The organism is Streptomyces sp. NPDC048337 (assembly GCF_043201175.1).
GTDB lineage: Bacteria > Actinomycetota > Actinomycetes > Streptomycetales > Streptomycetaceae > Streptomyces.
In genome coordinates, this window is the sequence record NZ_JBICYR010000001.1 from 163,650 (window position 1) to 178,840 (window position 15,191).

Annotated in this window: 13 protein-coding genes; 2 read left to right on the forward strand and 11 right to left on the reverse strand. The window is 71.6% G+C overall.

What is annotated here, in order from left to right:
* Nucleotides 1-340: 340 nt before the first annotated feature.
* From thpR to ACGFYU_RS00820, 8 genes are all read right to left on the reverse strand, one after another.
* Nucleotides 341-934, reverse strand: coding sequence for an RNA 2',3'-cyclic phosphodiesterase (thpR, locus tag ACGFYU_RS00785; protein WP_393825066.1), 594 nt, complete (start codon nucleotides 932-934; stop codon nucleotides 341-343).
* A 27-nt stretch (nucleotides 935-961) separates the two neighbouring features.
* Nucleotides 962-1,519, reverse strand: coding sequence for a helix-turn-helix domain-containing protein (locus ACGFYU_RS00790; RefSeq protein ID WP_393825067.1), 558 nt, complete (start codon nucleotides 1,517-1,519; stop codon nucleotides 962-964).
* Between the two features lie 89 nt (nucleotides 1,520-1,608).
* Entirely contained in the window at nucleotides 1,609-2,436 is an 828-nt protein-coding gene (locus tag ACGFYU_RS00795) for an ABC transporter permease (protein ID WP_393825068.1), read from the reverse strand.
* Nucleotides 2,433-3,407, reverse strand: a complete 975-nt coding sequence (locus ACGFYU_RS00800) for an ATP-binding cassette domain-containing protein (protein ID WP_393825069.1) — start codon at nucleotides 3,405-3,407, stop codon at nucleotides 2,433-2,435. Before ACGFYU_RS00800 ends, ACGFYU_RS00795 begins: the two co-directional genes overlap by 4 nt.
* Nucleotides 3,408-3,518: 111 nt before the next feature.
* Nucleotides 3,519-5,774, reverse strand: coding sequence for an MMPL family transporter (locus ACGFYU_RS00805; protein ID WP_393825070.1), 2,256 nt, complete (start codon nucleotides 5,772-5,774; stop codon nucleotides 3,519-3,521).
* An 825-nt stretch (nucleotides 5,775-6,599) separates the two neighbouring features.
* The gene (locus ACGFYU_RS00810) at nucleotides 6,600-7,436 is read right to left on the reverse strand and encodes a DUF4097 domain-containing protein (protein ID WP_393825071.1); all 837 of its coding nucleotides are present in this window, start codon (nucleotides 7,434-7,436) and stop codon (nucleotides 6,600-6,602) included.
* Nucleotides 7,437-7,492: 56 nt separating this feature from the next.
* Nucleotides 7,493-8,020 carry a hypothetical protein gene (locus ACGFYU_RS00815; RefSeq protein WP_393825072.1) on the reverse strand — a complete coding sequence of 176 codons (528 nt, stop codon included), beginning with the start codon at nucleotides 8,018-8,020 and terminating at the stop codon, nucleotides 7,493-7,495.
* A gap of 63 nt (nucleotides 8,021-8,083) precedes the next feature.
* Complete coding sequence (locus ACGFYU_RS00820; protein WP_393825073.1) at nucleotides 8,084-8,608, reverse strand: hypothetical protein; 525 nt, start codon at nucleotides 8,606-8,608, stop codon at nucleotides 8,084-8,086.
* A 514-nt stretch (nucleotides 8,609-9,122) separates the two neighbouring features.
* Between ACGFYU_RS00820 and ACGFYU_RS00825 the strand changes: the two genes are divergently transcribed.
* Entirely contained in the window at nucleotides 9,123-10,367 is a 1,245-nt protein-coding gene (locus tag ACGFYU_RS00825; protein WP_393825074.1) for a cytochrome P450, read from the forward strand.
* A 29-nt stretch (nucleotides 10,368-10,396) separates the two neighbouring features.
* On the forward strand, nucleotides 10,397-10,954 hold the full coding sequence (locus ACGFYU_RS00830) for a type 1 glutamine amidotransferase domain-containing protein (protein ID WP_393825075.1): 558 nt from the start codon (nucleotides 10,397-10,399) through the stop codon (nucleotides 10,952-10,954).
* A gap of 17 nt (nucleotides 10,955-10,971) precedes the next feature.
* Here the strand turns inward: ACGFYU_RS00830 and ACGFYU_RS00835 are convergent, their stop codons facing one another.
* From ACGFYU_RS00835 to ACGFYU_RS00845, 3 genes are all read right to left on the reverse strand, one after another.
* On the reverse strand, nucleotides 10,972-12,174 hold the full coding sequence (locus ACGFYU_RS00835) for a D-alanyl-D-alanine carboxypeptidase family protein (RefSeq protein WP_393825076.1): 1,203 nt from the start codon (nucleotides 12,172-12,174) through the stop codon (nucleotides 10,972-10,974).
* A gap of 69 nt (nucleotides 12,175-12,243) precedes the next feature.
* Nucleotides 12,244-13,671 (reverse strand): lipase maturation factor family protein, encoded by a 1,428-nt coding sequence (locus ACGFYU_RS00840; RefSeq protein ID WP_393825077.1) that lies wholly within the window; start codon nucleotides 13,669-13,671, stop codon nucleotides 12,244-12,246.
* 90 nt (nucleotides 13,672-13,761) lie between these two features.
* Entirely contained in the window at nucleotides 13,762-15,177 is a 1,416-nt protein-coding gene (locus tag ACGFYU_RS00845) for a hypothetical protein (RefSeq protein WP_393825078.1), read from the reverse strand.
* Nucleotides 15,178-15,191 lie beyond the last annotated feature (14 nt).

Sequence of the window (15,191 nt, forward strand, 5' to 3'; positions counted from 1 at the left end):
TTCTGACAGGTCCTGGCCGGGCTTGAGCGTACCGATCGTACGGAACAGGGCGTTGACCCCGTCGATCTCCTTGTTGTCGATCAAGTCGGACACGAGCTCGTCGGCCTTCGGGTCACCGACCTTGCCCGCCGCTTCCAGTTCCGCGGCGATCGTCGCCGTCGTCAGTCCCATGGGGGCTCCCATCAGGTTCGCAGGGGGTTGCGCCACGGCGGGTGCGTACGCATGCCGGGCAGGGCAAGCCTGTGGGAAGCTCCGGGGCGTCGGGAACCGGCCGCGCAAAGGGGATCGTTTCCGCCTCACCTGAACGGCCGCAAGCGGCTGGCCTGCCGAAACGTTCGGCTCAGCCCGAAAGGTCCCCGGCGCCGAACTTCCACGCTTCGATGTCGCGGTAGCGGATCGGTCCCGGGCCGCGGCCGAAGTTGCTGCCGACCAGGTGCAGGCGTTCGGCCTGCCAGCGGCGACCGGTGAAGGCGGAGAGCCCGGTGGCGGCCTCCACCACGCACGACGGATCGTTCCGTCCGGAGCGTGCCAGCGTCAGGTGGGGGCGCAGCGGCCGCCCCTCGAAGGGGACACCGCACTCCTTGACCACGGCCCGCACCTCGGTGGCGAGCCGGTGCAGCCCATCGAGGTCCCCGTCGATCCCGCTCCACAGCACCCGCTCGTCGAAGTGGCCGCCGCCGCGCAGTGCCAGTTCCACGGGGCCGCGCTCGGCGGCGAGGTCCGCGAGCGGCGGCCGCAGCAGCGGAACGGTTGCCACCGGGAGCTCTCCGAGGAACGCCAGGGTGATGTGCCAGTCCTCGATGCGGTTCCACCGCATGCGCGGGTACGCGTCGTAGGCGGGTCGCAGCTCCCGCGCCAGCTCCTCCTTCGCGTCGTCGGGCGGGGCGAGAGCGATGAACACCCGAACGGTCGCGGCCTGTATCTCTTCCTTCACAAGGACTTCCTACCGTGCCCGCGCGTTTCAGTCACTTTCCGTTCCGAACGACTGTCGGGGATACCGGATGACCAGGAGCGCGTCGACGTCGTTCTCGGGTGCCTGGTACAGGTGCGGTACGTCGGCGGCCCAGGTGGCGTGCTCGCCGGGGCCTACTCTCAGGGCGGGGGCGTCGAGCGGGCCGACGCGCACCGTGCCGGCCAGGACGACGATGTGCTCCGTCGTCCCGGGCGTGTGTCCGGCGGACTCCTGCGTCGACCCCGCGCGGATGCGCACGCGGTAGGTTTCCGTGACCGCCGAGGCGTCCTCGAAGCGCTCGGTGAGGACCGCGTCGACCGCCGCGCCCGATATCTCGGCGGACGGCCCGGTGGTGTGCAGGGCCGCGCTGAGCGGCACGTCGAGCGCGGTCGTCAGTGCGTAGAGCGTCTCCAGTGTCGGGTTGCGGCGTCCGCTCTCCAGCTCCGAGAGCGTTCCCTTCCCGACCTGGGACCTGCGTGCCAGCTCCGACAGTGAAATCCCGCGTTCTGTGCGCAACATCCGTACGCGAGCGCCCACTTGAGTGGCCAGATCTACGGCACTGTGCATCGGTTCCCGACTTTCGCTTGGCCCATCGTTCCACAGACAGAACGTTCTGTATCTAGAACTCTGAATGCCTTCCTGTCAAGACGGCCAGGTCAGCGCCTGACCTCATGGTTGAACACGGCGCGCGCCCACAGGTACCCGACCAGGGCGAGCCCCGCGCACCAGGCGAGGGCGATCCAGCCGTCGTCGCCGATCGGCGTGCCGAGCAGGAGACCGCGCAGGGTCTCGTTGATCGGGGTGAACGGCTGGTACTCCGCGAACCAGCGCAGAGCGGTCGGCATGGACTCCGGGGTGACGACCGCGCTGCCGAGGAAGGGCAGGAAGGTCAGAGGCATCGGGGCGTTGGACGCGGCCTCGATGGTCTTGGCGCCCAGGCCCATCGCGGCGGTCACCCAGCTCAGCCCGAAGGCCAGGAAGAGCAGCAGACCGAGGGCGGCGATCCACTCGATGGGCGTGGCATCAGGGCGGAAGCCCACCGCGAAGGAGGCTCCGGTGATCAGGACGAGGATCGCCGCGGCCTGGACGACGCTGCCGAACACATGGCCCGTGAGCATGGATCCGCGCGAGATGGACATCGTACGGAAGCGCTTGACGATGCCTTCCGTCTTGTCGGTGCAGACGGAGATGGCGGTCGTGAGGGCGCCCGAGGTCACGGCCATCAGGATGATGCCCGGCACCACGTAGTTGGTGTAGTCGCCGCGGTCGGCGCCCGCCCCGATGCCGGTGCCGAGCGCGCCGCCGAAGACGTACACGAAGAGCACCAGCATCACGATGGGCATCATGACGATCGTGACCGTCATCGACGGATAGCGCAGCATGTGCTTGAGGTTGCGGCGCAGCATCGTCATCGAGTCGCGCAGCGCGTACGAGCGGGTCGGCTCGGCGGGCCTGGTCGGGGTGAGGGTGACGCCGGTGCTCATCGGGTCGACTCCTTCTGCGTGGTCGTGGCGGTGAGGGTGGGGAAGACGTCGTCGAGGTCGGGCGTGTGCACGGTGAGCGACTCGGCCTGCACGCCCGTGGTGTCGAGGACGTCGAGGACGGCGCGGAGATTCGCGAGGGAGCCGTCGCTGGGGATCCGCAGGGCGAGGGACTCGTCGTCGCGGGTGGCGACGCCGAAGATGGAAGCCGCCGTGTCCAGGTGTGCCTCGTCGGCGAACTGCAGGCGGACATGACCGCCGGGGATCTTGCGCTTCAGCTCCTCGGCGGTGCCCTCCGCGACGAGCTTGCCGTGGTCCAGCACCGCGATGCGGTCGGCGAGTTGGTCGGCCTCCTCCAGATACTGCGTGGTGAGGAAGATGGTCACGCCCTGGTCGACCAGGTCCCGGATGAGATCCCACATGACGCGGCGGCTGCGCGGGTCGAGGCCGGTGGTCGGCTCGTCGAGGAAGATGATCCGCGGCGAGCCGACCAGCGTCATCGCCAGGTCGAGCTTGCGGCGCATGCCGCCGGAGAAGGTGGCGACGTTCTTGCGGGCCGCCCCGGTCAGCTCGAACCGCTCCAGGAGCTCGGCCGCGCGGCGGCGGCCCTCGCGCTTGCGCAGGTGGTGCAGGTCGGCCATGAGGAGCAGGTTCTCCTCGGCGGTGAGCAGTCCGTCGACGGCGGCGAACTGCCCGGTGACGCCGATCCGGTGGCGCACCGCGTCGGGGTCGGCGGCCAGGTCGTGGCCCGCGACCCGCGCCTCGCCGCCGTCGGCGGTGATCAGGGTGGAGAGGATCTCCACGGTGGTGGTCTTGCCGGCGCCGTTGGGGCCGAGCAGGGCGAAGATCGTGCCTTCGGGGATCCGGAGGTCGATTCCGTCGAGCACCACCTTGTCGCCGTACGACTTGCGCAGGCCGGTCGCGGAGATCGCGGATGCTCGTGTGGTGGTCGACGCCTGGGTCGCGGTGTTCATCGTGGGCGGGCCCTTCTCTTCGGGGACTCCGGGGAGGTGTGGGTGGCCGGTGGGCCGGTCGGCGCCCCCATGGCCGGGGGGGCCATCGTGGTGCCATCTCGCGGGGCTCGCTCAGCCGACGGGGGTGTGCTCCCGCCGGGAGTGCGGTGTGGAGTGTTCGTGGCGGTCGAGGTTCTCGCCCTCGACATCCACCCGGGGCAGGATCCGGTCCAGCCACTTCGGCAGCCACCAGGCGGACTTGCCGAGCAGCGCGAACAGCGCGGGCACGATCGCCATGCGGACGATGAAGGCGTCGAAGAAGACGGCGATCGCGAGGGCGAAGCCGATCATCTTGATGAAGTCGTTGTCCTCCACGATGAAGCCGGAGAAGACGCTCATCATGATGACCGCGGCCGCCGATACGACCCGGCCGCCGTGGCGGAAGCCGTCGACGACCGCCTCGGCGGGGCGTGCTCCGTGGACGTACGACTCGCGCATCCGGCTGACCAGGAAGACCTCGTAGTCCATCGCGAGGCCGAAGACCACGCCGATCATGAAGATCGGCATCGTGCTCATGATCGGGCCGGTCTGCTCGATGCCGAGGAGGTCCGCGAGCCGGCCCCACTGGAAGACCGCCACGACGGCGCCGAGGGCCGCGGCCACCGAGAGCAGGAAACCGAGGGCCGCCTTGAGCGGGACCAGGACGGAGCGGAAGACCACCATGAGGAGCAGGAAGGCGAGGCCGACGACCAGGCCCAGGTAGGGCAGGAGCGCCCCGTCCAGGGTCTGCGAGAAGTCGATGAACATCGCCGTCTGACCGGTCACCAGGACCCGGGACGCGTTGCTCCCCTCCAAGCCGTCCGCGGTGACGCGGAGTTCTCGGACCAGTTCCTCGGTCTTCTTCTCCGTCGGGCCGGTCTTCGGGATGACGGTGATGATCGCGGTGTCGTTCGCCTTGTTGCCGACGGCGGGGGAGACCGAGGCCACGCCGGGGTTCCGGCCGAGGGCCTGGCCCGTGGAGTCGGCCGCCCTCTTGGCGTCCTCGGCCTGCACGGTGACCATCAGGGGGCCGTTGAACCCGGGCCCGAAGGACTCCGAGAGCATGTCGTACGCCCTGCGCTGGGTGGTCTGCGTCGACATGGAGCCCTCGCCGGGCAGCCCGAGTTCGAGGCTCGCGGCAGGCAGGGCGACCGTGCCGAGGCCGACCACGCCTGTGAGCAGGACGGCCACGGGGTGGCGCAGGACGTAACTCGCCCAGCGGGAGCCGAGGTTGGGCTTGCTCTTCTTGGTGAGCTTGGCCTGCCGCTCGGCGGCCTTGCGCTGCTTGCGCTCGGACAGCGGCTTGACGGCGTACTGCAGGCGCCCCTTGCGGGCCATCACCTTGACCGGCGCGAAGCCGAGCAGGGCGGGGACCAGCGTGATCGCGACGAGCGCGGAGACAGCGACGGTGCCGGCCGCGGCGAGGCCCATCTTGGTGAGCATCGGGATGTTGACGACGGCCAGTCCGGCCAGGGCGACGATGACCGTCAGTCCCGCGAAGACGACCGCCGAGCCCGCGGTGCCGACGGCGCGGCCCGCGGCCTCCTCGGGGTTGCGCCCCTCGGCGCGCTCGGCGCGGAACCGGGACACGATGAACAGGGCGTAGTCGATGCCGACCGCGAGGCCGATCATCATCGCGAGCGTCGAGGTGGTGCCGGACAGTCCGAGGGTGGAGCCGAGCGCGGTGATGCCCGAGATTCCGATGCCGACCCCGATCAGAGCGGTGATCAGCGGCATTCCGGCGGCGATCATCGAGCCGAAGGTCAGGACGAGGACGATCGCGGAGACCAGGATGCCGATCCGCTCGCCGGTGCCGCCCATCGTCTGGTCGATCTCCACGGCGTCACCGCCGGCCTCGACGGTCAGACCCGCCTGGGCGGCCTTCGCGAGGGCGGCGTCGAGCGCGTCGTGCGCCTCGCGGTCGACCTCCATCGCCGGGACCTTGTAGGTCACCACCGTGTAGGCGGTCGTACCGTCCTTGCTGATGCTGGTCTCGGGGGTCTTGTAGGGGTCGGCGGCGCCCACCGCCTGTGGCGAGGACGTGCCCAACTCGGCTACCAAGCGGCCGACTTCGGCCCGCTGCTCGGGGTCGGTGATCTTCCGGCCCTCGGGCGCCCGGACGACGACCCGGGCGCTGGCGCCGTCGGCGCTCGCGTCCGGGAACTTCTCCGTCAGCAGGTCGAAGGCCTCCTGCGATTCGGTGCCCGGCATCGAGAACGTGTCGGCGGGGGGTGTCGGCGCGGAGGAGGCGGCGAAGCCCATGCCGCCGAATATGAGCAGCCAGAGCAGGAGCGTCACCCCCCGGCGCCGGAAGGCGAGGCGGCCCAGTTTGGAAAGGAACGTAGCCACGGTGGGACTCCCGTTGGGTCGGTCGTGTGGTCGCTTGGGTGGTCGGCGATCGGCATCCGGACTGCGCGGCATGGCGCCATGGCGGCGCATGGGTGGCGTCTGCTGGATGCGGAGGTGGTGCCGGAAGTTGGGGCGCGGTCTTTCCCTGCATTGCCGTCATGGCACAAGCGTGGCGCCATGGCGAGCCAATCTGGCGCCATGATGGCGCCGGGTTGGCCGGGGTCGGCGACAGCAGGACGAACTCGGCAGGCCATGCGGCCCCGCGGAGGCGGTCGGATCCCGACGCGGCGGTCAGTCGCGGCCCGCGCACGCCCGCCGTCGGCTCGACGTGGCGGCGTCGGTCGCCGTCGGCCCCCTCTGCGAGCGTGACGTCAGGCGCCGTGGGCGAGATCGAGGGTCGTACCTTCAAGCCCTCCGGCGAGCGGAGAAGTCCCCTGTGGGGCGGGCGTCGGCCTCGGCCCTGCCGCCGCCCGAGGCGTCACGAAGTCGATGGGCGGGACGCTGGGCGCGGAGGGCGCGCCTGGGGGCCTGGCCATGCTGCTCGCACTGCGGGTGGGCCAGGCCCGTGGCGCTTGGTGAGCGGCTCCGGCCCTGCTGGGCCGGTGGGGCTCAGGCTCGGCGGTTTCGGTGGGGCTCGGGCCCGGCGGATTGCGAGGTCGTCGGCGGGGTGGGGGTGCGGGTCGGGTTCGTCGGGCCGGTGGGGTCCCGGGTTTGGCGGTTTCGGTGGGGCTCGGGCCCGGCGGATTGCGAGGTCGTCGGCAGGGTGGGGCAGCGGGGCGGGGCCGTCGGGTCGGTGGGGTTCAGGCTCGGCGGACGCGGTGGGGCTCAGGCTCGGCGGATTACGATGTCGCCGGCGCTGGTGCGGCCCCGCACCTCGACCGTTTCCTCGGACGCCTGGGGTCCCTCCGCCGCGCCCAGCTCATTGCGCACCCGACCCACGGTGGACCGTACGTCCAGCCAGGCCGCGGTCCCCTCGGCGATGCCGATCTCGAGCGCGCCCGCCGCGGTGTCCAGGGCGATCCGACCGCGGACCACCTCCGCGAGCCGGATGGCGCCACTCGCGGACCTGGCCGTGACGGAGGAGCTCGCGTGCAGGACGCTGATGGGCCCGTTGGAGGACCTCACGTTCAGCTCCCCCCGGATCTCCCCGAGCGTGGTCTCGCCGTTGATGTTCTTGATGGTGGCGGTGCCGTCGACCCGGCCGACCCGCACCCGCCCCGCCCCGTGGATCTCGGCCTCGCCCGTCGCGCGGTCCACGAGGACGTCCCCGTGCGAGGTCTTCAGCCGTACGGCGGCGGCCTCTTCCAGCTGGATGTCGCCGGTGGCCGTCGTCAGCCGGCAGTTCCCGAACCGACCCTCGCCGATGAAGTCGCCGAGGCCCAGGCGGCCGGTCAGGTCCGAGCCCGTGGGCAGCTCGACCGTCACGTCGACCGCTCCGATCTTGCCGAACGGCGAGCGCTTCTTGGGGCCCTTGACCGCGAGCTCCCCGCCCGTGCAGCTGACCTTGGTGTCCGCGGCAGCCTGTACGTCCTGCTTGTTGCCGGGGTCGCTCGGCGTCACCTCGACCACGGTGTCGGCGCGCTTGCCCGCGATGATCCGGATCCGCCCGAAATCGAGTTCAAGGGTGGCGGAGACGTGCTCGGGGGTGTCGAAAGTAGGCATGGCTGAGCCGTCCTTTGGCTGTTGGAGGGGGAGTGCGTGAGGGTGCGGGGTTTGGTCTAGCGCACCCAGCCGGTGAACGCCTGCCCGACTGCGGGCGTCCGGCCCGAGCCGCCCGTGCCGAGGCCCGCCGTCGGTTCCAGGGCGGCGGCGACGGCCCGGACCAGCCACGCGTTGACGGAGAGCCCCTCGCGGCTCGCGGCCTCCTCGACGCGGACCTTGAGCTGGGCGGGCGGGCGGAAGTTGATGCGCGAGGTGGCGCCGTCCTCGAAGTCCACCGCGGCCGGCGGCGTGGGCGCGGGGGGCGGCGTCGGGGTGTCGGCGGCGCCGAAGCTGTCCGCGGTGGGCGGGGCCGTGACCACGAACTCGGGGTTGAGCCCCCGCAGTCGTACATCGACCGAGCCCGGGGCCAGGTCGCGGGTGACCTCGTCCATCGCGTCGGACAGGGCGTTGAGCAGGGTGAGCCGGGTGGCCGACTCGAGCGGGGCGGTGAGCCGCTCGGCCAGGGCGCGGGCTTCGTCCCCACCGGCCTGGGCGGCGACGCCGAGTTCGTGCCGGAGGTTGTCGACGTAGGGAGTGAGGTCCATAGCGCAATGGTGGCACCACCATGGCGCCACAGCAAGTCGCATGGCGCCATGGTGGTGCGGGGGTCACTGCAAGCCGGAGACCTTGAAGACCGTACGGGCCGTCTCGCGGTCGATGCGCTCCGCCAACTGCCGCAGTGCGGTCGAGCCGCACAGCAGGGTGCCTCGCCGGATCGAGGTGCGGGTGTCCGCGTCGAGGTGGCGCCACATCGCCGGATTGCGGACCAGGACGGTCGGGTCGATCTCGACCCGGCCTCCGTCCGTGTCACGGAGGACCATCCGCTGGGCCACCCCGTCGGACCACCGGACCGAGACGAGGGAGTCGGTACGGACGCTGTCCGTACCGAGCAGCCCGCGGGCGCTCAGCAGCCCCGGGCGTACGGAGACCCGGGGCGGGTGCAGGATCACGAAGACCAGGCCGGCCAGGCCGGTCCAGAGGGCGCCCCGGGTCACGTCGAGGCCTCCGAAGCCCGCGTCCATCGCGAACAGGGCCGTGAACAGGAGGAACGCGACCCCGATCGCCGAGCGCCGCTCGCCGGCCCAGTGGATGTCGTGCGACCCGGCCGCGGCATGCGTGAAACGTCGTCCCATGACGGCGACGTTAGGGCCGGCAGAGGCGTTGGAGCCGGACCCTGACGCACCGCTGACGTGATGGCTACGGCACTTTGACGGGCTTCCCGGCCCGGCCGTCAGGAGCGCGTGAAGACTGGCGTGGCAGGCGTATGGATACCGCCAAGAGCATCGGCATTCCCGCCGTGAACATCCGACGCTGTCCTCACTTGTCCAACGGAGGAACCAGCACAGATGGCCGTACACATGGGAACGCCGAGCACGGCCGGACAGGCCCCGGGCACGGAGGAGCCGCCTGATACCGGCCCGAAGGCGTCCGCGGCAGGGGACCGGCACCGGCTGACCGCCCTCCAGGGACTCGCCGCGCTGTCGCTCGACGCGATGGCGTCCGTGGCGTACGGGCCGGAGTCGATCGGCCCACGCCGTCCGCCGGGACACCGACGCGGTCATCTGCCGACTGCGCTTCCGCATCACCGCCGACGCGCGTTGACGCGGGCCCGCGAATGCGCGCCCCGGTGCCGGGTAGGCGCACCATATGTCCGGTCACCTGGTTGACAGTACCCTGTCACTGCTGGCCCACGGCTATGCCTGGGCGCCGGATCTGCGACGGGCCCATGACGGCGCGCCCGTGGTGCGCACCCGCCTGATGGGGCGGCCCGCGGCACTGCTGCACGGCCCCGAGGCCGTCGCCCTCTTCTACGACGAGGGTCAGGTGCAGCGGCACGGCGCCCTGCCGGCACCGGTACTCGACACCATCTTCGGCAGGGGAGCGGTGCACACCCTGGACGGGACGCACCACCGAGGGCGCAAGCAGCTGCTGGTGTCGCTGCTCATGTCACCCGAGGGCGTCGGCGGCCTGACCGGGCGAGTCGAGAGCGGCTGGCGTGAGGCATTGACCACCTGGAAGGGCCGCAGGGTGGTGCTCTTCGACGAAGTGGCCGTGCTGCTCGCGAGGGAGATCTGCGACTGGGCGGGTATGCCGGTCCAGGGCGACGCTGCCCGTGAGATCGCCGAGGACTGCGTGGCCATGGTGGACGGCTTCGCCACCGCCGGACCCCGGCACCTGCGGGCCCGCCGCGCCCGGCACCGCCAGGAGCAGGCCCTCATGGCCGCCGTCACCCGCCTCCGCGAGGAACAGCCGCACCTGCTCCCCGGGACGGTGCTGGAGACGGTCGCTCTCCACCGCGAGCCGGACGGCACCCTGCTCGATCCGCACACGGCGGCCGTCGAACTCCTGAACATCATCCGCCCGACCGTCGCGGTCACCTGGTTCGTCACCTTCGCCGCACACGCGCTCCACCGCCATCCGGGCCGACGTGACCAGCTCCGTACGGGTAGCCCCGCCCACGCCCGTGCGTTCGCCCACGAAGTCCGCCGCTTCTACCCCTTCGTACCGTTCATCGCAGGCCTCGCCGCCCGCGACCTCGCCTACAGAGGTGACCGGCTCCCGGCCGGGACCCTGCTCCTCCTCGATGTGTACGGGTTCCACCACGACCCCGCGCTGTGGGACCGGCCGTACGACTTCGCCCCCGAGCGCTTCCTGGGCCGCGAACCCGGCCTCGGCGAACTGATCCCCCAGGGCGGCGGAGACGCGCGGACCGGCCATCGGTGCCCGGGCGAGGACATCACCCTCTCCCTGCTCGCCACCCTTTCGTCGGCCCTCGCCCACCTGGACCTCCCGGTACCCCAACAGGACCTCTCCATCCCGCTGAGCCGGATCCCCACCCGGCCCCGCAGCGGGTTCCTCATCGACGCGGCCGAGTCGGCCGCCGCCGCGTGAACCGGAACCGACCGAAGGAAGTGAGCGTCGTGCGCATCGCGTTCCTGACCGCGCCCAAGGGCGTGGAGGAGATCGAACTCACCGCCCCCTGGAAGGCGGTCGAGGCGAACGGCTGGAACCCGCAGCTGGTCTCGACGAAGCCGGGCCGGGTCCAGGCCTTCCGCCATTTCGACCAGGCGGGCACCTATCCCGTCGACCACGTACTCGCCGGGGACACCTCGGACGCCTTCGACGCGCTGGTCCTGCCCGGCGGAGTCGCCAACCCCGACGCCCTGCGCATGAACGAACGGGCGGTCGGGTTCGTCCGGAGCTTCTTCGAGGCCGGCAAACCCGTTGCCGCGATCTGCCACGCGCCCTGGATGCTGGTGGAGGCGGATGTCGTACGCGGCCGCACGCTGACCTCGTGGCCGAGTCTGGCGACGGACATCCGCAACGCGGGGGGCACCTGGGTGGACGAGGAGGTACAGGTCTGCCACGCGGCGCCCGCGACGCTCGTCACCAGCCGCAAGCCGGCCGATCTGGACGCGTTCTGTACCGCCTTCGTGAGGGAGTTCGCCGACCTCCGTTCCTCGCTCGCGCACCCCTGATGCGGGCGGATCCCCCATCAGGCCCGGGGTGCGCCCGGCCGCCTGTTCCGGCGGCCGCGCAGGACGGCCGCCCCGGCCAGGGTCGCCGCGGCCAGGAGCGCGGCCGACACGCCGTAGGCCGTGTGAGTGCCCGCCTGGCGGGGCTCCGGTGTGACGGCGTGAGCGGGGGGTGCGGCGAGGGCGCTCGGCGGTGCGGGTGACGCCGGGGGGTCGAGCGATCCGACCGGCTCCACGTGTCCGGCCGCGGCGAATCCCCAGTCCAGCAGGGTCCCGGCCTCGTAGTACACCGCGTTCGGGTTGCTCCGCTGCGGGTTCATCACCGTCACCAGCAGGGTGCGGCCGCCTCGGCGGGCGGCCGCGATCAGCGTGTAGCCCGCCCGGGACGTGTAGCCGTTCTTGACACCGATGATCCCCGGGTACCGGCCCACGCCGTCCTCCCCGGTCACCAGCCGGTTGGTGTTCTCGATGCCGAACGTCCAGGTGGGACTGCCGTCGCTGTGGGTCCCGCCGGGGAAACGGGCGTCGGCGGTCGCCGCGTACTCGGCGAAGGCCGGGTCCGCCAGCCCCGTACGGCCGAAGACGGCAAGGTCGTAGGCCGAAGAGGCCTGGCCCTCGGCGTCGAAGCCGTCCGGGGAGACGACGGTGGTGTCCCGCGCGCCCAGGGTCCGTGCCTTGGCCTGCATCTGCGCCGCCGTGGCCTCCCAGCCACCGTTCATCTCGGCCAGGACGTGCACGGCGTCGTTGCCCGAGCTGAGGAAGACACCCCGCCACAGATCGGCCACCCGGTAGGTCTGATCCGCCGAAACACCGACCGTACTGCTCCCGTCCGGTACGTCGTCCAGATCGGCCTCGGTGACCGTGTGGTGAGCCCCGCGGGGAAGGTTGGGCAGCGCGGTCAGGGCGAAGAGGGTCTTGAGGGTGCTGGCCGGTGGCAGCCGGCGGTGTGCGTCATGGGCCGCGAGGACCTCACCCGTGCGGGCATCGGCCACCAGCCAGGAAAGGGCGGACACGTCGTCCGGCAGCTCGGGCGCTCCGGGCCGGGCCCGTACGTGGGTCCCGTCCCGGTGCAACAGGGCTTCGCTGGCGGAGGGGGCGGGGCGTGGCGGCAGCGGCTCGGCTCGTGGGGTGCCCGCGGCCGTCGGTGCGAGGAGGACCGACGCACCGATGGCGAGGGCCACCGCACCCGAGCCGGTTCTGCGACCGGAGGATCTGATGCTCATTCAACCAGCGTAGGAAGGAATCGGGTCCGCCCGCAGAGGTGTGTACGCCGACCGGCGGTAGGCAGGCCGTCACCGCGCCTTGGTGACCGCCGGGAGGAACTCGCCCGCGAGCGTGCGGTGCCACCACGTCCGGCTGCGCAACAGCTCGTGCCGGTCGGTGAAGGCGTAGCGGTAGACGCGTGCGCGGATGCAGGCGGGCGGGGAGGTGGGGAAGGGGTTGCCGCGCAGGAGCTTGAGGGTGGCCGGATCGTTGTCCAGGAGCTTGCCGATGAACGCCCCGAACCAGGGCGCGGCGTACGAGGGTGAGATGGCGGCGAACCACATCAGCCAGTCCAGACGCAGGTGGTACGGCGCGACCTGGGGCGGGAGACGGCCCACGTCGCCGGGTTTGCCCTTGAAGCGGTACTCCTTCCACACCGTGTCGCCGGTGATCTCCGATTCGGCGGTGCCCTCGATCACCACCTCGTAGCGGACCCGGCCGACCGAGCCGAAGGCTCCGTAGGTGTTGACCAGGTGAAGCGGGTTGAACGAGGCGTTCATGACCTGGTGCCGGGAGAGCAGGTTGCGGACCGGCCAGTAGCTGAGCACGACCACGAGGACGGTGACCGCCAGCACGATGCCCTGGTACCAGACGGGCGGGGCGGCCAGGTCCGGAGCCCGGGGCAGCGGCAGGACCTCGGCGGCCCGCCCTCCGTCGATCGCGGTGAGTGCGAGCAGCATGGCCAGCCAGTTGAGCCAGGCGAAGTTGCCGGACGCCACGAGCCACAGTTGTGTGACGACCATGACCCCGGCGGCCACGCTCGCGACGGGTTGCGGCGCGAACAGGGCCAGGGGTGCGCCCAGCTGGGCGACGTGGTTGGCGGCGGTCTCGACCCGGTGCAGAGGCCTGGGCAGGTGGTGGAAGAGCCAGCTGAGGGGGCTCGGCATCGGCTGGGTCTCGTGGTGGTAGTACAGGCAGGTCAGGTCGCGCCAGCACGGGTCGCCGCGCAGTTTGATCAGCCCGGCGCCGAATTCCAGACGGAACAGCAGCCAGCGCATCATCCACAGCACCAGGACCGGGGGCGCCGTCCGGGCGTTGCCCAGGAAGACCGCCAGGAAGCCGGCTTCGACGAGCAGCGATTCCCACATGAAGGCGTACCAGGTCTGGCCGACATTGACGATCGACAGGTACATCACCCACAGGAGTGCCCACAGCAGCATCGACGCCCCGAGCGGCACTCGGTCGGCCGCGCCCGCCACGAGGGCCGCGGACAGCGCGGCCCCCGTCCACGCGACGCTCGCGAAGAACCGGTCGGAGTAGTGGAAGTGGAAGATGCTGGGCGAGTGCCGGAAGGGCACGGCCGCCAGGAAACGCGGCACCGGGAGCAGCCCCCGCTCGCCGATGAGCGCCCGGAACTGGTTGGCGGAGCTCAGGAAGGCGACGAGGTACAGGGCTGCCAGACCGCGCTGGAACACCAGCCTGCCCAGCCAGTACGTGTCATCGGTGAACCACTCCACAGCAGTCCTCCTGCGGTGGACCTGACCGGGGATCGCGCCGAATCAAGGCCCTCGTAACCCAGTGTGACACCCTGTGCGCGACCCTGCCGTCTACCGGGCGGTCTGGCCGCTCGCCAGCGGCCACTCCCGGTTGAGGGTGCCCAGCGGGATGCGGCGCTCGAAGACCGGCGTACCGAACAGGGACAGCTGCAGCTGAAGCTGTCCGCTCAGGTCGAAGCCGCCGTACAGCGCCCAGGAACCGGATGCCGAGGTCTTGCCGTCGGTGGACGCGGCCGCCTTGGCGTCGGCCTCGCCGCGCAGGTACGGGGCGAAGTCGGCGCTGACGCCGACGGCGCCGTACAGGCCGACGGAGGCTTCCGCGCCGAGTGCGCCCTTGACCCGCCCGGCGGCGGTGACGCTCGCCTTGGCGGGCGAGCTCCGCACGGTCGACGTGCTGACCGGGGTCCAGCCCTTGCCCGACGCGTAGCTGCCGCCGACACGGAAGTCGCCCTTGACGTCCTGCTGCACGTCGAGGGTGACGCGGCCGTCGGCCTCCACCTGGACGTAGCAGGTCAGGCCCATGTTCACGACGACGGGCACCGGGCCCACCTGGATGACGGGAGCGCTGTACAGCTTGGCGAACGGGATCCGCTTGGGTGCGCCGGTGCTCGCCGCGGCGCGGCCCTTCAGCTCCCACTGCGAGGACCAGTCACCGCTCATGCCGAGGAAGGCCGAGCTCGGACCCGGGACGCCGCCCGAGCTGCCGTCGTACGCGAACTCCACCGTGGGGGCGAGCTGCACGAAGCCGGACACCGAGGCGCCGGCCGAGGCGGGCGCACCCTCGGCGGTGTCCACCGAGGCGTTGAGGTCGAGCCGCAGGTTGCCGAGGGGGAGCTCGGCCCCCTTGGGCCCGAACCGCGCGCCCTGGCCCTTCGCCCAGGAGAAGGTGACGCCCTTCATCAGGGGCTCGACGATGACCGACGCCGGGTCGACCGGGACCTTTCCGTCGGCCTTGTCCTCCTTGAGGACGGAGGCCAGCGTCGTGGGGGCGGTCTTCACCTCGATGCCGCGGTCGGTCTTCCCGACGACCTCGGTGACCTTCGCGAGGAGGCCGTCGGGGGCGCCCGGCGCCGGTGCGCTGGCGATGACGTCGTCCACGGCGACGTCGGGCTGCTCGGGGAGGGCCTTGCCGGGCGACGGCGAGTGGCTCGACGGGCCGCTGGGCTCCTGCGGGGGCGTGGATATGACGGCGCGTCCGCTCGCCTTGTCGTAGGAGGCGACCTTCAGCGAGGACTTCTCGGGCCGGCCCTTGCCGGTACGGGCCCGGGCCACGGCCGTCGGTGTGGCGGGCCCCTGCGGCGCGGCGGCCACGTCGAGCTGCTGCGTGCCGGCGGTCGCCGACGCGGAGGCGGCCGGGCGTTCGGGTCCGCCGGTGGCGCCGGTGGGCGCGGTGGAGGAGCAGCCGGTGGCGGCGAGCGCCAGTGTGGTCAGGCCGGGGAGCAGGAGGCGTCTGGCGAGCGTGCGCACGGAGGTGTGACCTT

Excerpts from the sequence above, each read along its gene's own strand:
- ACGFYU_RS00790 (WP_393825067.1), bottom strand. The coding sequence starts at position 1,519 with ATGCACAGTGCCGTAGATCTGGCCACTCAAGTGGGCGCTCGCGTACGG.
- ACGFYU_RS00795 (WP_393825068.1), bottom strand. The coding sequence starts at position 2,436 with ATGAGCACCGGCGTCACCCTCACCCCGACCAGGCCCGCCGAGCCGACC.
- ACGFYU_RS00800 (WP_393825069.1), bottom strand. The coding sequence starts at position 3,407 with ATGAACACCGCGACCCAGGCGTCGACCACCACACGAGCATCCGCGATC.
- ACGFYU_RS00810 (WP_393825071.1), bottom strand. The coding sequence starts at position 7,436 with ATGCCTACTTTCGACACCCCCGAGCACGTCTCCGCCACCCTTGAACTC.
- ACGFYU_RS00815 (WP_393825072.1), bottom strand. The coding sequence starts at position 8,020 with ATGGACCTCACTCCCTACGTCGACAACCTCCGGCACGAACTCGGCGTC.
- ACGFYU_RS00820 (WP_393825073.1), bottom strand. The coding sequence starts at position 8,608 with ATGGGACGACGTTTCACGCATGCCGCGGCCGGGTCGCACGACATCCAC.
- ACGFYU_RS00825 (WP_393825074.1), top strand. The coding sequence starts at position 9,123 with ATGTCCGGTCACCTGGTTGACAGTACCCTGTCACTGCTGGCCCACGGC.
- ACGFYU_RS00835 (WP_393825076.1), bottom strand. The coding sequence starts at position 12,174 with ATGAGCATCAGATCCTCCGGTCGCAGAACCGGCTCGGGTGCGGTGGCC.